A 19,345-nucleotide genomic window follows, 5' to 3' on the forward strand; every position below is an offset into this window, starting at 1 on the left:
TTTGGGGCTCACATCCTATCAGAGCCCCTCGAGGTTTCCATCAGGGGTTTTTTGCTTTATTTTATCCCTTTGCCTTTTCTGGCACTCAGTCATTGCTACTGCCCACGCCACCCATTTCGAGAATCGAGTCGTATGTCCATTCACACCGATGAATTGCGCACCCGTCGCCTGGAGTCCCTGATCACTCCCAGCGAGCTGGCGCACGCCTTCCCGTTAAGCGACACCGTAGCCCAGAACCTGCTGGATGCCCGCCGCGAAGTGGAAGCGATCCTGGCCGGTGAGGATCAGCGCCTGCTGGTCATCGTCGGTCCCTGTTCCATTCACGACCCGGCCGCCGCCCACGAGTATGCCCTGCGCCTCAATGCCCTGCGCGAGCAGTATAAAGAGAGCCTGTGCATCGTGATGCGCACCTATTTCGAGAAGCCGCGCACCATCGTCGGCTGGAAAGGCCTCATCAATGATCCGCGCCTCGATGGCAGCTTCGACGTCAACGAAGGGCTGAAACTGGCCCGCAAGCTGCTGGTGGACATCAACGCCCTTGGCATGCCCACCGCCACCGAGTTTCTCGACATGGTGACCGGCCAGTACATCAGCGACCTCATCACCTGGGGTGCCATCGGCGCGCGCACCACCGAATCCCAGGTGCACCGCGAGATGGCCTCCGCCCTCTCCTGCCCGGTCGGCTTCAAGAATGGCACCGACGGCAACACCCGCATCGCCATCGATGCGGTGCGTGCCGCCCGTCACAGCCACATCTTCTACTCCCCGGACAAGGACGGCAAGATGACCATCTACCGCACCGCCGGCAACCCCTATGGCCACGTGATCCTGCGCGGCGGCCACAGACCCAACTACGATACCGCCAGCATCGATGAAGCGTGCGAAGCGCTGGCCGACGTCGGCCTGCCCGAGCGGCTGGTGGTGGATTTCAGCCACGGCAACAGCATGAAGGATCACCGTCGCCAGCTGCTGGTGGCGCAGGACATCTGCGATCAGCTGCGCCGCGGCCGCACCGGCATCGCCGGTATCATGGCCGAGAGCTTCCTGGTGGAAGGGCGGCAGGATGTGGAGAACGGCTGCGCCGCCACCTTCGGCCAGAGCATCACCGATGCCTGCCTCTCCTGGAGCGACACCGAAACCCTGCTGGCCATGCTGGCCGAGGCCGCCCAGGTGCGCCTGCACAAGCTGGGCTGAACAGCCAACAAGCAAAGGGGCCAGTATGTTCGATACTGGCCCCTTTTTCTTGGGCGGCCGACTAGGCCGCGCCCCGCTCCTACAAACTGGGCATAAACCAGACCCGGCCGCCCGCCTCGATGCGATCGGTCTTGATCTGGAATACCTCTGCCAGCAGCGCCTCGTCCACCAGCTCGACGCCCCCCTCCCGCACCACCCGGCCCTGTTGCAGACAGAGCAGGCGATCGGCCCAGTCGATGGCCAGGTTGATGTCGTGAATGGCGAGCACCACCAGCAGCCCCTGCCCGGCCAGCTGCTTGAGCAGCCGCAGCAGCGCCAGTTGATGGTGCAGATCCAGCCCGGCCAGCGGCTCGTCCAGCAGCAATACCCGTCCGCCCGGGTTGAGGCTCGGCCACACCTGCAACAGGGTGCGGGCGATCAGTACCCGCTGCTGCTCCCCCCCAGACAGCCGGCTGAAGTCCCGCGCCAGCAAGGCTTCCAGCTCCAGCGCCTGACACAGCGCCTGAATAGCCTCGTTCTGCCTGGCCGCGGGCTGCGTCTCATCGAGCCCCAGGCTCAGCACCTGAAACACCGGGATATGGAACAGCTGGGGCTGGCGCTGGGGCAGCATGGCGCGCCGCTGTGCCAGCGCCGGCCAGCTCAAGTCCGCCAGCGACTCCCCGCCGATGTGCACCTCCCCTTGCCCCGACAAGAGGCCGGCCAGGGCGCCGAGCAGGGTCGACTTGCCGCTGCCGTTGGGGCCGAGCAGGGCCACCAGCTGGCCCCCCTGCCAGGCAAGGTCGAGGGGCGTGAGCCGGTTGGCGACGGCGAGGGCGCGGGCCGCCAGCAAGGGAGGCTGGCCCCCGAGGTGATCAGGTGCTGGCATGGGCATCTTGCCTCAACAACAGATAGATGAAGAGCGGGGCACCGACCGAGGCGGTGATGACCCCGATGGGCAGCTCCCCCGCCTGCAGGGCGGAGCGGGCGATGAGATCGGCCGCCAGCAGCAGGGCGCCGCCCCCCAGCGCCGAGGCGGGCAGCAGGAAGCGCTGATCGCTGCCGCCGCACAGGCGCAGCAGATGGGGCACCACCAGCCCGACGAAGCCGATGACGCCGCACAGCGCCACCGCCATGCCGGTGAGCAGGCAGACCGCCAGCACCAGCCGCACCCGCATCTTGTCCACATCGAGCCCCATCAGGCGGGCCTGGGTCTCTCCCAGCAGCAGTTGCTGCAGCGCCTTGCCCTGCCAGCCGAGCCAACCGAGAGCGAGCGGGAACAGCAGCCACCACCAGGCGAATTGCTGGCTGCCATAGGCGAGGCTCCCCATCATCCAGAACATGAATTCACGCAAGGAGCCGTCATCGGCAAAGTACATCAGCCAGGTCATGGCGGCGTTGCTGAGGATGCCGATGGCGACCCCAAACAGCAGCAGCCTGGCATGACCGAGCCGGGCCCGGCGCGCCAGCCGGATAAGCAGCATGGTCACCAGCAGGGCGCCGCCAAAGGCCGCCAGCGACAACCCCCAGCCCGGCAGATAGACGCCGAGGGCCTTGGCCACCGCCATCGCCACCATGGCGGCCAGTCCCGCCCCGCTCGAGACGCCGAGCAGGCCGGGTTCGGCCACAGGGTTGTGCAACATCACCTGCAGCACGGCGCCACCGCAGGCGAGCGCAGCCCCCGCCAACAGGGCCAGCAGGGCGCGCGGCAGACGCAGCTCCAGCAGAATGCGCTGCTCGAGCTCCCCCAAGGGGTGCCAGGGCAACAGCAGGAATTCGCCCCAGATCAGGGAGAAGAGGAACAGCGCCAGGGTCAGCAGCAGCAGGCCGAGCAACCAGCGCCGCTGCCAGCGCTGCTGGCGGGCGAGCAAAGAGAGATACACAGAGGCTCCCCGAAGGTGAGAGTGACCCGTGCCCGGGCGGCGTCAGCCACCGGGCACCAGCATGAAAATGTCATGATAACAGCGTGTTACCACCCAAGGTCAAGGCTGGTAAGGCTTGGCGAGGGTGGCGATGTCACCGCTTGCCACCAGCTCCTGCAGGGCCAGCGCCAGCGGTTGCTGCAGCGCCTGGTGGGGAGAGCGCTTGCTCATGCCCAGATAGAGCACCACGGGCTGGGATGGCTGGTAGGCCGCCTTGCGCAGCCCCGCCTCCTTGCCCCGACTCAAGGCATAGTCCACCTGGCAGTCGGTGCCGATCATCAACGGCAAATGGCCGCGCTGCACCATGCGCAGCAGTTGCTCCTCGGTGGGCACCCCGTGCTTGTCGAGCCGGCTGTCGGAATCGAACGGTTCGAAATAGGCCGAATTGAGCACATAACCCACCCTGTGCCCCTGCAGATCGGCATAGCTGCGCAGGGTCGAGACCTCAGTTCCCTTGCCATAGAAGGCGGGCCGGCACTGGTAATAGGCCGGCTGCAGATAGTCGATGAAGGTCGCCCGCTCCGCCGTCATGGCCAGCCCGATCATCAGGTCCACCTGGCCGGTCTGCATCTGTTTGAGCGCCCTCCCCCAGGGGACCTGCTTCACTTCGAAGTGGATGCCGCTGCGCCGCTGCAACTGCTGCAAGATATCCATGTCCAGTCCGCCCAGCCGGCCGTCCGGCATTTCAATTCGAAACGGTGGCCAGACATCGGTGGCTACCGTCAGGGTCGGCGCACCGTGCACCTGGCAGGCAAACAGCAGACCAAGCACACCCCAGCTTGTCTTGCCCATCTCGTACAACCCTCTGTCTCTTCATCCTTGATGGATTAAAAATACCCTGCCGCCCCACTTATGAGAACCCATGGTTCGGCGATAAAATGCGATTGATTTTAAAGGAGAACCTAATGAACCCTATCTTTACCAGCATCGGCCTGCTGCTATGCAGCAACGTTTTTATGACCTTCGCCTGGTACGCCCACCTCAAGAGTATGAATCACAAACCCTGGATCATCGCCGCCCTGGTGAGCTGGGGAATAGCGCTGTTCGAATACCTGCTGCAGGTACCCGCCAACCGCATCGGCCATACCGTGCTCTCCGTCGGCCAGCTCAAGATCCTGCAGGAGGTGATCACCCTCACCGTGTTCGTCCCCTTCTCCATCTTCTATCTGAAAGAGGATCTGAAATGGGATTACCTGTGGGCGGGCCTCTGCATCCTGGGCGCGGTCTTTTTTGTCTTTCGCGAGAAACTCACCGGCGCCTGACGCTGTACACTCAATAACATCCCCAGCAAGGCATCTCCTTGATAGACGAGGCAAAAACCATGGAATTGCGAGACATGCTACAGATCCTGGCCAAGCAGGACGGCTCAGACCTCTATCTGTCGACCGGCGCGCCCCCCTGTGCCAAGTTCAACGGCGGCCTGCGCCCCTTGAGCGAGACGCCGCTCGAGCCCGGCGAGGTGGCCAGCATAGCCGACGCCATCATGGACGGCGAGCAGAAGCAGCAGTTTGAGAAGGAGCTGGAGATGAACCTCGCCATCTCCCTGCCCCAGATAGGGCGCTTTCGGATCAACATCTTCAAGCAGCGCAACGAAGTCTCTCTGGTGGCGCGCAACATCAAGACCGAGATCCCTCGCTTCGAGGACTTGAAACTGCCCACCGTGCTGCTCGACACCATCATGGAGAAACGGGGGCTGGTGCTGTTCGTCGGCGGCACCGGTTCGGGCAAATCCACCTCGCTCGCAGCCCTTATCGACCATCGCAACCGCAACAGCGGCGGCCACATCATCACCATCGAGGATCCGGTGGAGTTCGTGCACCGCCACCGCAAGAGCATCATCAACCAGCGGGAGGTGGGGGTGGATACCCGCAGCTTCCACGCCGCCCTGAAAAACACCCTGCGCCAGGCGCCGGACGTGATCCTTATCGGCGAAATTCGCGATCGCGAAACCATGGAGCACGCGCTGGCCTTCTCGGAAACCGGCCACCTGGCCATCTCCACCCTGCACGCCAACAACGCCAACCAGGCGCTGGACCGCATCATCAACTTCTTCCCGGAAGAGCGGCGGCCCCAGCTGCTCAACGATCTTGGCAACAACCTCAAGGCGTTTGTCTCCCAGCGGCTGGTGAAAACCACTGATGGCGGCCGCCGGGCGGCGGTGGAGATCATGCTGGGCACCCACACCATCCGCGACATGGTCAAGCGCGGCGAGTTTGGCGGCCTCAAGGAGGTGATGGAGAAGTCCAAGGCCCTCGGCATGGTCACCTTCGACAGTGCCCTGTTCGATCTGGTGGTGGAAGGGGTGATAGACGAGGAGGAGGCAGTGAAGAACGCCGATTCGGCCAACAACCTGCGCCTCAAGATCAAGCTGTGGAAGGAGAAGGGCCAGATCGCCAGCAGCAGCGATGCCACCGGCTGGAGCCTGGAACCCACCAAGGACGAAAAGGACGATCTGTTCTGACCCACCTCCCCCCTTGTGCCTGCAAACACCCGCCCCGGCGGGTGTTTGCATATCCCGGCTGCCTCCCCCCTCCTCGCTCGCCCGTAGCAGACAGTGACATCTGGTGAACGAACGGCCCATCTGCGACAAAATCTGTCACCAAAAATGATAAAACCATCACTTGACCGAAAAACCATGCGAGAAGTGTGAGTGAAAGCTCTTTCATACCGGCTTCAAAGGAGGCACTATCAAAGGGTTCTATCAATAAAGGGGTATTAAATGTCGTTACAACCTGCCAATACAGCACAGTCAAGACAGTTGCTGAACGAGACCATGGCCTTGGTTCTCGCAGGAGGGCGGGGCAGTCGCCTCAAACAGTTGACGGACAACAGGGCGAAACCGGCAGTACACTTCGGCGGCAAGTTCCGCATCATCGACTTCGTACTCTCCAACTGCATCAACTCCGGCATTCGCCGGGTCGGGGTGGTGACCCAGTACAAATCCCACAGCCTGCTGCGCCACCTGCAGTCCGGCTGGTCCTTTTTGCGCTACCAGATGAACGAGTTCATCGACCTGCTGCCCGCCCAGCAACGGGTGGACGAGGTCACCTGGTATCGCGGCACCGCCGATGCGGTCTACCAGAACCTGGACATCATTCGCGATCACGGCCCCAGGTATGTGGTGGTGCTGGCGGGGGATCACATCTACAAGATGGATTACGCCGCCATGCTGCTCGATCACGTCAACATGGGGGCCAGGGTCACGGTGGCCTGCATCGAGGTGCCGCGCCAGGAGGCGAGCGCCTTCGGGGTGATGGCGGTGGACGGGGATCGCAAGATCAACGCCTTCGTCGAAAAACCCGCCAACCCACCCGCCATGCCGGGCAAGCCCGATACCGCGCTCGCCTCCATGGGGATCTACATCTTCGAGGCGGACTACCTCTACCAGTTGCTGGAAGAGGATCTCGCCAACCCGGCCTCCCACCACGATTTCGGCATGGACGTGATCCCCCGGGTGGTGCAAGAGGGCACCGCCTACGCTCACCCGTTCGGCATGTCCTGCGTCGGCTGCTGCCCGCAAAAGCGCCCCTACTGGCGCGACGTGGGCACGGTGGATTCGTTCTGGGAGGCCAACATGGATCTCGCCTCCGTCACCCCCGAGCTCGACATCTACGATCAGGACTGGCCCATCTGGACCAGCCAGAACATGACCCCGCCCGCCAAGTTCGTGCAGGACAGAAACGGCCAGCACGGCATGACCATCAACTCCATGTTTGCCGGCGGCACCATCGTCAGCGGCTCCTTCATCGTGAGCTCGGTGCTGTTTACCAATGTGCGGGTCGACTCCTTCTGCACCCTGGATCAGGCGGTGATCTTCCCCGGAGTCGAGATAGGCCCGGGCTGCCGGCTGCGCCGGGTGGTGATCGACAAGGGCTGCAAGCTGCCGGAAGGGCTGGTGGTGGGGGAAAACGCCAGCGAGGATGCCCGTCGCTTCTACCGCTCCGAACAGGGGATAGTGCTGGTCACCCAGGAGATGCTGGCCAGGCTGTGATGCCGCCGCGCCGGCAAGCGGGAGCCCTGTCGGCTCCCTTTTTACATTTGCTTACCGCTCGCGCCTTGTCCGGCCGCCCCCGGTGCGTGCTACTCTGCCCTCGGCCCTTGCCTTCGTCCCACCATGGAATCGCATATGAAAAAACTGGATGTTGCCCGCCTTGCCAGCCTCGCCGACGAGGCCGCCCACTCCCCGCGCCTGCGCATGAACCACAACCTGCACCAGGAGCTGGCCGACCCCATCCAGCGCCTGGCCATCGCCATGGAGCCGGGTACCTATATCCGCCCCCATCGCCACCTGCAGACCTGGGAGCTGCTCACCGCGCTGCAAGGCCGCTTCGTGGTGCTCAATTTCAATGACGAAGGCACCGTCGTTGCTCGCGCCGTGCTGGGGGAAGAGACCTCGGTGCTGGAGACCCCCGTCGCCAGCTGGCATGCGGTGCTATCTCTGGATCCCGGCGCCGTCATCTTCGAGGTGAAACACGGCCCCTACGCCCCCTTTCGGGAAGAGGACTTCGCCCCCTGGTCACCGGCGGTGGACGACATCCAGGGCCAGCAGGCGCTGATGGCCTGGTATCGCCACGCCGAGGTGGGCCAGCGCTGGCCGGGGCGCTGATCTGCCCCCCCCTTCTACGCCAATCCAGCGAACAGGGCGAACACGCGCCAATAAAAAGACCCGCCAGCGGCGGGTCTTTTTATATCTGAATGCGGAGTATCGAACACAAGCAGGCGCGCTGGCTCACCCCTTCTGTACCAGGCCAATCTGGCCCGGCTCGCACCACTCGAACATCACCTCCTGGCTCTTGCCGCAGCAGGAGCCGCCGCACACCTGAGTCTCCCGCTTGGCGACCCGCCCCTTGCGCATCCAGACGCCAAGCATGGCCTCCACCGCATCTTCCGAGGTGTGGAAGTGGCGGGCCAGCTCGCGCCGGCTCGCCTTCTGCTGCGCGGCGAGGTACTCCCCCAGCTCGCGCAGGATCATAGGGCCACCACCTTGCGAGCGACGATGTCGCCGTGGCGACGGCCCAGCCACCAGAGCAGCAGCAGGGAGAGACCGTAGCTCGCCACCCAGAACAGGCTCTGCTCGGGGTGGGCGGCGAAGGTGGCCAGCTGATAGAAGACGGTGGCACACATGAAGGCCATGTAGTTGCACCAGGCGGCGGTCAGCAGGGCCCACTGGCGGCCGGTCTCCCGCACCAGGGCGCCCATGGCGGCGGCGCAGGGCATGTAGAGCAGCACGAACAACAGGTAGGCGAAGGCACCGGCCGCCCCGTCGAAGTGACTCTGCATGTTGCCGTAGGTGGAGACGTCCACCTCCTGCGCCTCGGCGGCGGCCTGCTGGTCATCCAGGTTGCCCACCGCCAGCCCCATGGGGTCGGTCGGGTCGATGTCGGCCAGATTGGTGGCCACTGCGGCGATCGCCTCCTGGAAGCTGCTTACCAGGGAGAACTCGCTCGCCTCCTCTTCCCCGTCGCCGCTGCCGGCGTAGAGGCTGTTGAGGGTACCGACCACCGCCTCTTTGGCGAAGATGCCGGTGACGATGCCGACCGTGGCCTGCCAGTTGTCATCGCGCACGCCGATGGGGTGCAGCACAGGGGTCACCGCCTGGCTGATTTTGCTCAGCACCGAGCTCTCCTGATCCTGGTGGCCGAAGCTGCCATCGGTGCCGAGCGAATTGAGTACGCTCAGCACGGCGACCACCAGTACGATGGTTTTACCGGCGCCAAACACGAAGGACTTGAGCTTCTGCCAGGTCTTGATGCCGACGTTGACCGGGCGCGGCCACTCGTAGTCCGGCATCTCCATCAGCATGGAGTCGCTCTTGCCCGGCAACAGGGTGCTGCGCAGCAACAGGCCGGTGAGCACCGCCACCAGAATGCCGATGAGGTAGAGACCGAACACCAGGTTCTGGCCCGACTCGGGGAAGAAGGCCACCGCGAACAGGGCGTAGACCGGCAGGCGAGCACCGCACGACATGAAGGGGGCCATGGCCGAGGTCATCAGCCGCTCGCGCTCGGAGTTGAGGGTGCGGGTCGCCATCACCGAGGGCACTGTGCAGCCAAAGCCCATCAGCATGGGAACGAACGCCTTGCCCGGCAGGCCGAGGCGGCGCATCAGGGCATCCACCACAAAGGCGGCGCGGGCCAGGTAGCCGGAGCTCTCCAGCACCGCCAGGAACAGATAGAGGCAGCCGATCACCGGGATGAAGGTGGCGACGGTCTGCAAGCCCACCCCGAAGCCGTCCGCCAGGATGGCCCCCAGCCAGTCCGGCGCATGGACCAGCCCCAGCAGGTGGTGCACCCCGTCGACAAACAGGGCGCCGCCCATGATGTCGAAGAAGTCGATGAAGGCGCTGCCCACCTTGATGGCGAACATGAACATCAGGTACATCACCAGCAGGAAGAAGGGGATGCCGAACCAGCGGTTGAGCAGCACCCGATCGAGCCGCTCGCTCTGGGCCGCGGTGAGCTTGCCCTTCTGCTGGCACGCCTGGGCGGCCCACTGGTGGATGTGGCCGTAGCGGATGTCCGCCAGTTGCAGATCCACGTCCTGCCCGTGATGAGCGCGGGCCACCACGTTGGCGGCGGCGGCCTGCTGGCCGGGCAGCAGGGTCTCCTGCATCACCGCATCCTCTTCCAGCAGGCGCAGGGCGCGGCCGCGGGCGGTGAGGTGGTGCGGGGCAAGCAGGGTCTCCAGCTCCGCCAGATCTTTTTCAAGATCTGTGCCGTAGTCCAGCAACAGCGCCGGTTGCGGCTGGCCGATGAACTGCTGGATCTGGTTCTTGAAGGCGGCGACCTGCTGGCGATTGTGGGCCGAGAGGGCCACCACCGGGCAGCCGAGGGTCTTGGCGAGCTTGCTCTCGTCGATGGTGATGCGCCGCTTTTGCAGGATGTCCATCTTGTTGAGCACCACCACCATGGGCAGCCCCAGCTCGCGCAGTTGCAGCGTGAGGTAGAGGGAGCGCTCCAGGTTGGCGGCGTCGATGACGTTGAGCAGCAGATCCGGCTGCTGGCCCTCCACGAAACGGCTGGCGATCTGCTCGTCCAGGCTCCCCTCCTGGTTGGCCAGGCTGTAGATGCCGGGCAGGTCCATCAGTTTGTAGTCGTGGCCCTGAGCACTGAATTCGCCCATCTTCTTGTCGACGGTGACGCCGCTCCAGTTGCCCACCTGCTGGCGGGCCCCGGTCAGGGCGTTGAACAGGGAGGTCTTGCCGCTATTGGGATTGCCGACGGTTACCAGGGAGTAGTTCATACCGGCTCGACCTCGATTTGCTGGGCAAGGCTTTTTTGCATGGAGAGGCAGATCCCCTGACACTGGATCTGCAGCGGATCCCCGAGCGGGGCCGCGCGCAAATAGATGACTTCAGTCTGGGGCAGCAAGCCCATCACCATCAGCTTGCGCCGCAGGGGACGGGTCAATTGATTCATGTTCTTGATGCGAGCACTCTGTCCCGGTGACAACTGCGCGAGTACCATGACTGACTCCTGAAGTTAAACAATAATAATTCTCTTTTACTTGGGGCATTATAATCCGTGTTTTCAACGCTTATTTGAGTAAAATCAAACTCCGCTTAGCTAACCCACAAATAACTGCCATGAGTCACGACAACAACAGCCGTCTGGTTTACAGCACGGACGGCGGCATCATCAAAGAACAGAGCCAGCCGCAATCCGCCTCCCCCTTCCCCACCGATGGGGTGGTGCGCATCCGCCGCGAAACCAAGGGGCGCAAGGGCGCCGGGGTCATCACCATCCACGGCGTACCGGCCGACCAGCAAAAGAGCATCGCCACCCTGCTCAAGAAAAAGTGCGGCACCGGCGGCGGCCTCAAAGAGGGGGTGATCGAGATCCAGGGGGACAAACGGGATCTGATCAAGGCCGAGCTCGAGAAGGCCGGTTTCAGCGTCAAGCTGGTGGGCGGCTGATCCCGACTCCGCCCGGCTTGCGTCACTTTCGCTTTTTCCCTAGAATGCCCGCTCCCATCGAGGGGGAGTAGTCTCGCCAGCCGGCCCCAAACCGGTTCGCGACCCTGATCAACATACTTGGTGCCAACTCACCATGGTCAGGGTGATCCACGCCAGCCGCGGATTTGACAAGACCTTTGACGGGCCAGTGCCAATACCGGGGACGGATGGCGCAGGCTTGTCTCAGGTATAACAATTCCGTCCCCCGGTCATTTTTATGGAAGCCTTGTTAACCTCAACCCTCAGCGTGGCCATCGCCGAAATCGGCGACAAGACCCAGCTGCTGGCGCTGTTGCTCATCTGTCGTTTTCGCAAGCCCTGGCCCATCATCGCCGGCATGCTGGCGGCCACCCTGCTCAACCACGCCGGCGCCGCCTGGCTTGGCGAGTTCATCAGCCGCTGGCTCGATCCCAAGGTGATGACCTACCTGGTGGCCGGTGCCTTCATCGCCATGGCCGCCTGGATCCTGGTGCCGGACAAGATGGACGACGAGGAGAGCCCGCTCGACAAATATGGCCCCTTCATGGCCACCTTCGTGCTGTTCTTCATCGCCGAAATCGGCGACAAGACCCAGATCGCCACCGTGCTGCTGGCAGCCAAGTACGACTCCCTGACTCAGGTCATCACCGGCACCACCCTCGGCATGATGCTGGCCAACGTGCCTGTGGTGCTGCTTGGCAAGCTGGGGGCCGATCGCCTGCCCCTCAAGGGGATCCGCATCGCCTGCGCCATCCTGTTCGTGGGCCTCGGGGTGAGCACCCTGCTGTTCGCCTGACCCGGCCGGATCAGAAGGTGGCGAGGCAAGGGTGAGCACTTGCCTACGCCACTCCCGCGCCCATGTCGTCTCCTTACAAGCAAGCCCCGTCCTCTGGTGGGGCTTTTTGCTGCCCGCGAGCCAGGCCGGCTGCCCGCAGACGGGGGCTGCCAACCGGCGCCATGGCCGTGGCATAATGCGGCAAACCTGATGGAGCATCCCATGCACTTCACCTCAAGACAGACGCTGCTCGACTGGGTCAGGCGCGGGCGTCTCGACCGGGCCCAGTTGCCCGCCGCCCTCACCCTGTGCGAGCTGCCCCCCGGCCCTGCCCGCTGGCAGTGGCTGTTTGATCGGCTGCTGCTCTGGCTCGGCAGCCTGTGTCTGGGCGCCGGTCTGGTGTTCTTCGTCGCCTTCAACTGGCAGGAGCTCGGCCGCCTCTCGCGCCTCGCCCTGCTGGAGCTGCCACTGCTCGCCATGCTGCTGTTGCTGTGGCGCAAGCCCCTCGCCGACAGCCAGCGCCAGGCGCTGCTGCTCGCCATCGCCCTCAACATCGGCGCCCTGCTGGCGCTGGTGGGCCAGACCTACCAGACCGGCGCCGATCCCTGGCAGCTGTTCGCCACCTGGGCGCTGATGCTGCTGCCGCTGGCGGCGCTCGGCCAGAGCCCGCTGCTGTGGACCCTGAGCTGGCTGCTCGGCCAGCTGGCGCTGGTGCTCTACTGGCGGCTCGGCCTGTTCAACTTCTTCTTCGCCTTCGACGAGGAGGCCCTCGGCTGGAGCCTGACCCTGTTCAACGCCGCCCTCTGGGGCATACTTCTGCTGGTGCCCGCCCGCTACCGGCTGATGCCCTCCTGGCTGGCGGGGCTGGCCGCCGGGCTCGGCGTCACCCTGCTGACCCTGCTGGCGCTGTTCGATGCCGCCTCCCCCTGGGTCTGGCCGGCCTGGCTCGGCTGGCTGGCGGCCGCCTACCTGCGCTGGCACCACAGGTTCATCGCCGGGCTCGCCATGGGCTGCCTGAGCCTCATCGTGGTGCTGCTGACCGCGCTCGGCAAATGGATGGAGCCGGACGTCGACGGCTTCCTGCTGCTCTGCCTCATCGCCATCGGCCTGTCGGTGGCCGCCAGCCGCTGGCTGCAACAACAACGGAGGTCCCATGAGTGATCTGACCCCCTGGCAGCGACTGCAACAGGCCCGGCTGGTGGAAGGGGATGCCCCCCGCGACGACCAGCCCCACTGGTCGAGCCGCTTTCTGCTCGGCATGGTGGGCTGGATTGCCGCCCTGTTCCTGCTGTTCTTCCTGTTCATGTCGTTCTCCCAGCTCACCCGGGATGCCGACAGCGCCCTGCTGATGGGCGCCGTGCTGATGGCCATCGCCTTTTGCCTCAATCGCTTCGCCACCCGCAGCGATCTGTGGGATCAGTTCGTGCTGGCGCTGGCGCTGGCCGGCGACGCCTGGCTGCTCTACGGCCTGCTCGATCGGCTGGATCTGCACTCGGCCCCACTCTGGCTCGGCCTCGCCCTGCTGTCGCTGGCCATCGCAGCCCTGTTCGAGCACTGGCTGATCCGGCTGTTCCACAGCTTCGCCGCCGCCATCCTGCTCACCCTTGGACTGGCCTGCCTCGGCCTGCAACTGCTGGCCCTGCCGCTGGTGATGACGGCCCTTACCCTCTGCTGGCTGCAGGCAGAACGCGATCCAGCGCGCCATCAGCTCTTTGAATCCCTCACCCTGGGGCTGGCGCTCTCCCTGCTGGTGCTGGGGCGCCTGCACCACCCGCTGTGGGAGGGCGGCGCCAGCATGCTCGACGAGCTCGGCCACTCCCGCCTGCCGCTCTGGCTCAACCCGCTGCTCTGCGCCGCTCTGTTGCTGGGGCTGATGATCCGGCTGAAACTGCCGCTGCTGTACGGGCTGCCACTGGTGCTGCTCAGCGCCCTCATCCCCGGCATGGGGGCCGGCGCCCTGGTGCTGGTGCTCGGCTTCTATGCCGGCAGCGTCGGCCTGATGACCCTGGCCGGCCTGCTGCTGGTCGGCTTTGGCTCCCTCTATTACTACGATCTGGGGCTGACCCTGATGACCAAATCCTGGCTGCTGCTGGGCTCGGGCGCCCTGCTGCTCGGCGCCCGCCAGCTGCTCAAACGGCTGAGCCTGCGGAGCCCCTCATGAGACGACTCGCCCTGCTGCTGACCGGCCTCGCCATCCTGGCGGCCATCAATGTCACCGTCTGGCGCTACGAGCACGCCATGAGCAGTGGCGAGGTGGTGCTGTTGCGCCTCGCCCCGGTCGACCCGCGCTCCCTGATGCAGGGGGATTACATGCGCCTCAACTACGAGCTGGCCCGCCAGCTCGGCAACCGGCGCCACGACGAGGCCCCCGCCGATACCCTGGTGATCCGTCTCGACGAGCAGCAGGTCGCCAGCTGGGTGGAAGGGGGCAAGCCGGAACAGCTGGCCCGGGATGAGCGGCGGCTGCAGGTGCGCCAAAGCGATGGCCAGTGGCGCATCGGCCCCGACGCCTACTTCTTCGAAGAGGGCACCGGCGAGCAGTACGAGGCGGCGCGCTACGGCGAATTTCGCCTGCAAGAGAGCGGCAAGGCCCTGCTGGTGGGGCTGCGCGATGAGCAGCTAAAACCGCTGGGCAACCCCAGAGCGCGCTGGTAACTGCTGGCAATATCAGGCTTTTTTGCCCACACTTGGGCAAGATGATCGCCCGCGCTACGCCAAGGATTGCCCATGAGGAGAGGTTTTTTCGGTTGTCTGCTGCTGTTGTCATGCCTTGGCACGGCGCAGGCCGAACTCGGCAAGCTGGAGTACCTGACCGAGGAGTATCCCCCCTACAACTTCACCGATGCCGCCGGCCAGCCCGCTGGCCTCGCGGTGGAGCTGCTGCAGCGCATCTGGCAAAACACCCAGACGCCCCCCCAGCCCATCCGCATCCTGCCCTGGGCGCGGGGTTACTACCTGCTCACCCAGAAACCCAACGTGGTGCTCTTCTCCACCGCCCGCACCGACACCCGCGATCCCCTGTTCAAATGGGCCTGCCCCATCGGCCACGCCGAGTACGTGCTGCTGGCCTACAAGCGTCGCCCCATTACCCTGAGTACGGTCGAGCAGATCAACGACTACCGCATCAGTGCCGTGCGCTCCGATGCCTCCGAGCAGTTGCTGCTCAACCGCGGCATGGACGAGAACCGCATCATCCCCGCCAACCGGCTGAGCCAGGGGCTGAAGATGCTGGTGTCGGGCCGCGCCGATCTGCTGGCGACCGGCAAGCTGGCGGGCTACGACGCCATCAAGGAGCTGCAGCTCGATACCAAAGCGTTCACTGTGGCCTTCGTACTGGATGCCGAAGAGCTCTGCTACGCCTTCAGCCGCCAGGTGGATGACGGGGTGATCAAGCAGTTTCAGCGCGCCCTCAACCAGGCGCTCGCCTCGCCGGACTATCAGGCCCTGCGGCGCCAATACATGCCGTGAGCCGTGCCACGGCTGGCGATTTGGCCGGCTTTGATAACACTTGAGAGTGACGCAACACCCCACCAGGATGGCCAAAATGAAAAAATGGACCGGATTCGCCGCACTCGTGTTTGCCACCCTGGCCCAGGCCAGTCCCGAGCTTGGCAAGCTGCACTACCTCAGCGAAGAGTACAAACCCTACAACTTCTCCAACGAGGCGGGTGCCCCCACCGGGCTCGCCGTCGAGCTGCTGCAACAGGTGTGGAAGAAGACCAACACCCCGCCGCAGACCGTCACCATCATGCCCTGGGCGCGGGGTTACTACCTGCTGACCCAGAAACCCAACGTGGTGCTCTTCTCCACCGCCCGCACCGAGGCGCGGGATCCCCTGTTCAAGTGGGCCTGCCCCATCGGCTACGCCGAGATCGTGCTGATGGGGCTGGCCAAGAACCCGGTCAAGATAGCCAGGCTGGAAGATGCCCAGCAGTACAACATAGGGGCGGTGCGGGCCGACGTGGGGGAGCAGCTGCTGCTCAACAACGGCTTCGACGAGCAGAAGATCCTGCCGGCCAACCGCCTGCCCCAGGCGCTCAAGATGCTCACCTCGGGCCGGGTCGATCTCATCTCCACCAACAAGACCACCATGCTGGATCTGATCGCCTCCCAGCAGCTGGATCCCGCCCAGTTCAAGGTGTTCTGGATGTTGAGCTCGGAGCAGTTCTGCTTCGCCTTCAGCCACCCGGTGAGCGACGAGCTGGTCAAGGAGTTCCAGAGCGGCCTGACCCAGGTGCTGGCCAGCAGCGAATTCCAGCAGATCCAGAGCAAGTACTTCCCCGCCCGCTGAGGGGTGGCATGAAGAAGGGCCCCAGCGGGGCCCCTTTTGTTTGCCTGTCTCACCTGCCCGTCAGCTCGGCCGGCGACGCTGGCGCTTGACCTCGTACATGCAGGCATCGGCCAGCCTCAGCGCCTCATCCACCGTGCTGAGGGCCGGATCGGTGGCCACCACCCCCACGCTGGCACCGGCATAATGGAGCACTCCGGTGGGCAGCTCGAGCGACACCAGGCTCGCTTCGAACAGCCGGCGCTGGAAGCCCTGCACCGCCGCCTCCCGCGTCTCCTCGCCACACGGCGGCCCCATCCCCACCGCCACGAACTCATCGCCCCCCACCCGCGCCAGCAGATCGCCGCCGCGCAGCACGCAGGAGAGCGCCGCCGCCACCCGTTGCAGCAGCAGGTCGCCCGCATCGTGGCCGTGGGTGTCGTTGATGGCCTTGAAGCCGTCGAGATCGATAAAACCTATCAACAGCGGATGCTCGACCCGCTCCGCCAGCGAAAAGAGGCGGTTGAGCTCGTGCATCAGTGCCCGCCGGTTGGGCAGCCCGGTCAGCGGGTCGCTCAGCGCCTGGCGCGACAGCTCGTTGTTGGCCTGCTGCAGTTGCTGCAGCAACTGTTCACGCTCCACCTGCTCGGCGATGAGCCGGGCGAAGAAGGCGATCAGGTGATCCGAGCCCGCCAGCAGCGGCTTGTGCTCGGCGCTGGCGGCGCACAGGGTGCCATAGAGGGAGCCGGAGGGGGTGCGCACCGGGCAACTCAGATAGGTGCGAATGCCAAGGGCCTGCGCCGCCTGGGAATCCCCCCAGCAGAGCGCCACATCGTCGGTGTAAAAACGCCCCTCGTCGAGGGCCCGCCGGCAGAGGGTATCGCCCCAGGCCACCGAGGCCCCCTCGGGGATCTGCAGGTCGGCGGCGTTACGGGCATAGCGGATATGTTGGGTGTCGTGACCAAGGTCGATTTCGGTCAGATAGGTGGATTCGAGCCCGGTGACCGTCTCGAGCATCTCCAGCAGCGGGCGGGTCAGGCTCTCCAGATCCCGCGCCCCGGTCACTTGCAGCGACAACGCCTGCAATATTCTGTCCATGCACACCTCCCTGCTTGCATGTCTATTCCTGAAACCATAGCCCCTTCACCCGTCGCCCGCCCCCATCGCGGCGCTATCTCTGCGCTTTTGCCGCCCTTTGTCGCCGAACGACCCTCGATTGTCCGGCAACGCGCTCCGTTTGCAGCCAACGCGAGATAACCCCATCTGAGGGGTAATCAGCGCCCACTGCCGAAGCAAGCGGCGCCTGTCGTGCGAAGCCATTGGCTGCGGCAGCTTGCCGGTGGCGCTCAAGCGGGCGAGCTCGGTATCCTGATGGCCCCTGTCGCTGACCACCTTTATTCGTGGCGCTCCCCTGCCATTCCCCTCACTCGGCTCGCCACTCGGTTCAGCTCTCGGCTTGCCACTCTCCCCTGTCTCGACTCGGCTACCAGGTCAGCTCGGGGCTTGGGGCTTGGGGCTTGGGGCTTGGGGCTTGGGGCTTGGGGCTTGGGGCTTGGGGCTTGGGGCTCACCTTCCATCACACCCCGAACCTGGGTCAACCGCCGGTTGCCACTCTGCAGCAAAGGAGAAAAACCATTTAATTCTGATGGTTGCATCACTAATTTCATGGATTTGGATGGCCCCGCCGAGGCGGGTTCCGTAAGATGACCATTGGCCCCCGTTGGCCCCGAGTATTCATGGATGGTCAAGGGCGCAAGGTGACGGCGACAGTCAGGGGCGGCAGCGTCTTTCACGGAGACCAACCGGTCTCCCGCGCCTGCGGCAAGGTGCGAGGGTTGCACCCTCGACGAATGCCCCCGTCGGCCCCGGGGCTTTGCCCATGCCCCATGTGGATGCGACGCGTGGGGCAATCTGTAAAAGTCGAGTAGGGTGCAATAAGCATGTAGGGTCGATTAGCGAAGCGTAATCGTCCGCGGTAATCATCCCCTCTCCCCTTGTGGGAGAGGGCTAGGGTGAGGGGTCACTAGCCTGATTGGCATGGCTGCGCCGTGCAGGACACGAGGACTCCGTCCTCGACGGGGTTTCGCCACCGCTGCGCGGCTTGGCGAGTGACTTTGGAAAGACCCAAAGTCACCAAAGGTCTAATCCCCCGCTTGTTCGCCCTCCTGCGTCGGGTTCCCTAGGTTCACCCGTTTGTCCCACGGCACGCGCCGATGGGCTTTGACCTTCGCCATCCCTGGCGTCGGTCAAAGTCCGCTACGGACATCCTTGTCCTTGCGCCAAACCGGGCCGAGCCTTGCTCGTCCAATTCCGGTTTGGCCCCTGGCGCAGCGGCGCTCGCTCGGCATCCTGCCTCGCGGCCTGGACAAACGGGCTCACCTCGGCGAACAACAGGGGGCAACACCCAACCCATAGCCCCGAGGAAAATATCAGATACAGGATTCATGCCGATCTGAGATAGAGGTGTAATTCACTTCGTTCATTACACCCTACGATATACACCGATTTCTATTGCATTATTTCCTATCAGACAAGATACATTTTCGAGATTTATATGAGTAACAGCCTAATTGATAACTTGAAATCATTTAACCGCAAAGAGCGGTTTTACCTAATTGGTCAAATGCTGGGAAACCCAGAGTTTCGCATGGATGACAACCAGCTTGATAAGATATCAAAGCTAATCGGTCTCACCATCCCCAGAAAATATTTTGCTGCAATGGATTACCACCTTGACTGGATCTATGCCAGCTTGTACCTGACTCAAAAAAACCCTACGGGCCGCGTAGAACGAAATTTCATAGAAGAAAATGAAATTGCAATAGACTATCAAATATCAGGCACTCAAGAGGATGTCGACTTTCTTCTTGCCTTTGTTGACCATGAAAACACAACCCATATTGTGATGATTGAAGCTAAAGGCGATAACTACTTTAGCAATAGTCAGTTAGACAGTAAAAACAAACGATTCAAGGCTATTTTTGGTAACAAAGATACATGGCCAAATGTAAAACCTCACTTTTTAATTTGCAGCCCCAAAGAGCCACAAAACGTAAGCATTGAAGAACCCGCCTACTTCATATTTAAAAGTTCTAAGTTACTTTGGCTTGAACTCAATATGGGTGATGGCAAAAACAAGGTTACGCGATGGGGAAAAGATGATAAACCATGTAGCGATGGTATATATTGGATAGTGGGAAGTCGCTCTTAACATTAAGCTACGTTAGCTTACGAAATAGCCTTGATTTATATCCAAACTCACAACCAAATAGTTAGAC

At 63.4% G+C, this 19,345-nt stretch carries 20 protein-coding genes; 13 read left to right on the forward strand and 7 right to left on the reverse strand.

What is annotated here, in order from left to right; genetic code table 11:
• The first annotated feature begins 132 nt into the window (after positions 1 to 132).
• Positions 133 to 1,194: a 3-deoxy-7-phosphoheptulonate synthase gene (locus tag I6L33_RS18275; protein ID WP_017766699.1), complete on the forward strand. Its 1,062-nt coding sequence runs from the start codon at positions 133 to 135 to the stop codon at positions 1,192 to 1,194.
• Between the two features lie 79 nt (positions 1,195 to 1,273).
• On the opposite strand, the gene I6L33_RS18280 is transcribed toward I6L33_RS18275, so the two are convergent.
• The 3 genes from I6L33_RS18280 to I6L33_RS18290 form a co-directional block, all read right to left on the reverse strand.
• Positions 1,274 to 2,059 carry an ATP-binding cassette domain-containing protein gene (locus I6L33_RS18280; protein WP_216973068.1) on the reverse strand — a complete coding sequence of 262 codons (786 nt, stop codon included), beginning with the start codon at positions 2,057 to 2,059 and terminating at the stop codon, positions 1,274 to 1,276.
• Complete coding sequence (gene btuC, locus I6L33_RS18285) at positions 2,046 to 3,053, reverse strand: vitamin B12 ABC transporter permease BtuC (protein ID WP_017785953.1); 1,008 nt, start codon at positions 3,051 to 3,053, stop codon at positions 2,046 to 2,048. Before btuC ends, I6L33_RS18280 begins: the two co-directional genes overlap by 14 nt.
• A 99-nt stretch (positions 3,054 to 3,152) precedes the next feature.
• On the reverse strand, positions 3,153 to 3,884 hold the full coding sequence (locus tag I6L33_RS18290) for an ABC transporter substrate-binding protein (protein ID WP_025201472.1): 732 nt from the start codon (positions 3,882 to 3,884) through the stop codon (positions 3,153 to 3,155).
• 113 nt (positions 3,885 to 3,997) lie between these two features.
• On the opposite strand from I6L33_RS18290, the gene I6L33_RS18295 reads away from it, so the two are divergent.
• The 4 genes from I6L33_RS18295 (at position 3,998) to I6L33_RS18310 (ending at position 7,698) form a co-directional block, all read left to right on the forward strand.
• Complete coding sequence (locus tag I6L33_RS18295; protein WP_005302630.1) at positions 3,998 to 4,354, forward strand: DMT family protein; 357 nt, start codon at positions 3,998 to 4,000, stop codon at positions 4,352 to 4,354.
• 59 nt (positions 4,355 to 4,413) lie between these two features.
• Entirely contained in the window at positions 4,414 to 5,553 is a 1,140-nt protein-coding gene (gene tapW, locus I6L33_RS18300) for a type IVa pilus ATPase TapW (protein WP_017766703.1), read from the forward strand.
• Positions 5,554 to 5,811: 258 nt separating this feature from the next.
• Positions 5,812 to 7,083, forward strand: coding sequence for a glucose-1-phosphate adenylyltransferase (gene glgC, locus I6L33_RS18305; RefSeq protein WP_005302634.1), 1,272 nt, complete (start codon positions 5,812 to 5,814; stop codon positions 7,081 to 7,083).
• A 135-nt stretch (positions 7,084 to 7,218) separates the two neighbouring features.
• Complete coding sequence (locus I6L33_RS18310; protein WP_216973069.1) at positions 7,219 to 7,698, forward strand: WbuC family cupin fold metalloprotein; 480 nt, start codon at positions 7,219 to 7,221, stop codon at positions 7,696 to 7,698.
• A 123-nt stretch (positions 7,699 to 7,821) separates the two neighbouring features.
• Here I6L33_RS18310 and I6L33_RS18315 read toward each other — a convergent pair whose 3' ends face one another.
• The 3 genes from I6L33_RS18315 to I6L33_RS18325 are packed head-to-tail and all read right to left on the reverse strand — an operon-like array spanning position 7,822 to position 10,558.
• Positions 7,822 to 8,064 (reverse strand): FeoC-like transcriptional regulator, encoded by a 243-nt coding sequence (locus I6L33_RS18315; RefSeq protein WP_005302637.1) that lies wholly within the window; start codon positions 8,062 to 8,064, stop codon positions 7,822 to 7,824.
• A complete protein-coding gene (feoB, locus tag I6L33_RS18320) occupies positions 8,061 to 10,334 on the reverse strand; it encodes a Fe(2+) transporter permease subunit FeoB (RefSeq protein ID WP_216973070.1) in 2,274 nt (757 codons plus the stop codon). Before feoB ends, I6L33_RS18315 begins: the two co-directional genes overlap by 4 nt.
• On the reverse strand, positions 10,331 to 10,558 hold the full coding sequence (locus I6L33_RS18325; protein ID WP_005302641.1) for a FeoA family protein: 228 nt from the start codon (positions 10,556 to 10,558) through the stop codon (positions 10,331 to 10,333). Before I6L33_RS18325 ends, feoB begins: the two co-directional genes overlap by 4 nt.
• 119 nt (positions 10,559 to 10,677) lie before the next feature.
• Between I6L33_RS18325 and I6L33_RS18330 the strand changes: the two genes are divergently transcribed.
• The 7 genes from I6L33_RS18330 (at position 10,678) to I6L33_RS18360 (ending at position 16,091) form a co-directional block, all read left to right on the forward strand.
• Entirely contained in the window at positions 10,678 to 11,007 is a 330-nt protein-coding gene (locus I6L33_RS18330) for a translation initiation factor (protein ID WP_010633535.1), read from the forward strand.
• Between the two features lie 256 nt (positions 11,008 to 11,263).
• The gene (locus I6L33_RS18335; protein WP_010633534.1) at positions 11,264 to 11,821 is read left to right on the forward strand and encodes a TMEM165/GDT1 family protein; all 558 of its coding nucleotides are present in this window, start codon (positions 11,264 to 11,266) and stop codon (positions 11,819 to 11,821) included.
• A gap of 201 nt (positions 11,822 to 12,022) precedes the next feature.
• Positions 12,023 to 12,961, forward strand: a complete 939-nt coding sequence (locus I6L33_RS18340) for a DUF2157 domain-containing protein (protein WP_216973071.1) — start codon at positions 12,023 to 12,025, stop codon at positions 12,959 to 12,961.
• The gene (locus I6L33_RS18345; RefSeq protein ID WP_216973072.1) at positions 12,954 to 13,961 is read left to right on the forward strand and encodes a DUF4401 domain-containing protein; all 1,008 of its coding nucleotides are present in this window, start codon (positions 12,954 to 12,956) and stop codon (positions 13,959 to 13,961) included. The genes I6L33_RS18340 and I6L33_RS18345 overlap by 8 nt, the downstream gene beginning before the upstream one ends.
• Positions 13,958 to 14,455, forward strand: coding sequence for a GDYXXLXY domain-containing protein (locus tag I6L33_RS18350; protein WP_123247212.1), 498 nt, complete (start codon positions 13,958 to 13,960; stop codon positions 14,453 to 14,455). The genes I6L33_RS18345 and I6L33_RS18350 overlap by 4 nt, the downstream gene beginning before the upstream one ends.
• A 72-nt stretch (positions 14,456 to 14,527) precedes the next feature.
• Entirely contained in the window at positions 14,528 to 15,268 is a 741-nt protein-coding gene (locus I6L33_RS18355; protein WP_216973073.1) for an ABC transporter substrate-binding protein, read from the forward strand.
• Between the two features lie 76 nt (positions 15,269 to 15,344).
• Complete coding sequence (locus I6L33_RS18360) at positions 15,345 to 16,091, forward strand: ABC transporter substrate-binding protein (protein WP_005302657.1); 747 nt, start codon at positions 15,345 to 15,347, stop codon at positions 16,089 to 16,091.
• 60 nt (positions 16,092 to 16,151) lie between these two features.
• Here the strand turns inward: I6L33_RS18360 and I6L33_RS18365 are convergent, their stop codons facing one another.
• Positions 16,152 to 17,165 (reverse strand): diguanylate cyclase, encoded by a 1,014-nt coding sequence (locus I6L33_RS18365; protein WP_216973074.1) that lies wholly within the window; start codon positions 17,163 to 17,165, stop codon positions 16,152 to 16,154.
• A 1,456-nt stretch (positions 17,166 to 18,621) separates the two neighbouring features.
• Here I6L33_RS18365 and I6L33_RS18370 point away from each other — a divergent pair.
• Positions 18,622 to 19,278: a hypothetical protein gene (locus I6L33_RS18370; protein WP_216973075.1), complete on the forward strand. Its 657-nt coding sequence runs from the start codon at positions 18,622 to 18,624 to the stop codon at positions 19,276 to 19,278.
• Positions 19,279 to 19,345 lie beyond the last annotated feature (67 nt).

This window comes from Aeromonas sp. FDAARGOS 1403 (assembly GCF_019047325.1).
Lineage (GTDB): Bacteria > Pseudomonadota > Gammaproteobacteria > Enterobacterales > Aeromonadaceae > Aeromonas > Aeromonas dhakensis.

Coding starts and splice junctions, on each gene's coding strand:
- feoB (WP_216973070.1), bottom strand. CDS start 10,334: ATGAACTACTCCCTGGTAACCGTCGGCAATCCCAATAGCGGCAAGACC.
- I6L33_RS18350 (WP_123247212.1), top strand. CDS start 13,958: ATGAGACGACTCGCCCTGCTGCTGACCGGCCTCGCCATCCTGGCGGCC.
- I6L33_RS18275 (WP_017766699.1), top strand. CDS start 133: ATGTCCATTCACACCGATGAATTGCGCACCCGTCGCCTGGAGTCCCTG.
- I6L33_RS18295 (WP_005302630.1), top strand. CDS start 3,998: ATGAACCCTATCTTTACCAGCATCGGCCTGCTGCTATGCAGCAACGTT.
- I6L33_RS18330 (WP_010633535.1), top strand. CDS start 10,678: ATGAGTCACGACAACAACAGCCGTCTGGTTTACAGCACGGACGGCGGC.
- I6L33_RS18345 (WP_216973072.1), top strand. CDS start 12,954: ATGAGTGATCTGACCCCCTGGCAGCGACTGCAACAGGCCCGGCTGGTG.
- I6L33_RS18280 (WP_216973068.1), bottom strand. CDS start 2,059: ATGCCAGCACCTGATCACCTCGGGGGCCAGCCTCCCTTGCTGGCGGCC.
- I6L33_RS18325 (WP_005302641.1), bottom strand. CDS start 10,558: ATGGTACTCGCGCAGTTGTCACCGGGACAGAGTGCTCGCATCAAGAAC.
- I6L33_RS18340 (WP_216973071.1), top strand. CDS start 12,023: ATGCACTTCACCTCAAGACAGACGCTGCTCGACTGGGTCAGGCGCGGG.
- tapW (WP_017766703.1), top strand. CDS start 4,414: ATGGAATTGCGAGACATGCTACAGATCCTGGCCAAGCAGGACGGCTCA.
- I6L33_RS18365 (WP_216973074.1), bottom strand. CDS start 17,165: ATGGACAGAATATTGCAGGCGTTGTCGCTGCAAGTGACCGGGGCGCGG.
- glgC (WP_005302634.1), top strand. CDS start 5,812: ATGTCGTTACAACCTGCCAATACAGCACAGTCAAGACAGTTGCTGAAC.
- I6L33_RS18315 (WP_005302637.1), bottom strand. CDS start 8,064: ATGATCCTGCGCGAGCTGGGGGAGTACCTCGCCGCGCAGCAGAAGGCG.
- I6L33_RS18355 (WP_216973073.1), top strand. CDS start 14,528: ATGAGGAGAGGTTTTTTCGGTTGTCTGCTGCTGTTGTCATGCCTTGGC.
- I6L33_RS18370 (WP_216973075.1), top strand. CDS start 18,622: ATGAGTAACAGCCTAATTGATAACTTGAAATCATTTAACCGCAAAGAG.
- I6L33_RS18335 (WP_010633534.1), top strand. CDS start 11,264: ATGGAAGCCTTGTTAACCTCAACCCTCAGCGTGGCCATCGCCGAAATC.
- I6L33_RS18360 (WP_005302657.1), top strand. CDS start 15,345: ATGAAAAAATGGACCGGATTCGCCGCACTCGTGTTTGCCACCCTGGCC.
- I6L33_RS18310 (WP_216973069.1), top strand. CDS start 7,219: ATGAAAAAACTGGATGTTGCCCGCCTTGCCAGCCTCGCCGACGAGGCC.
- I6L33_RS18290 (WP_025201472.1), bottom strand. CDS start 3,884: ATGGGCAAGACAAGCTGGGGTGTGCTTGGTCTGCTGTTTGCCTGCCAG.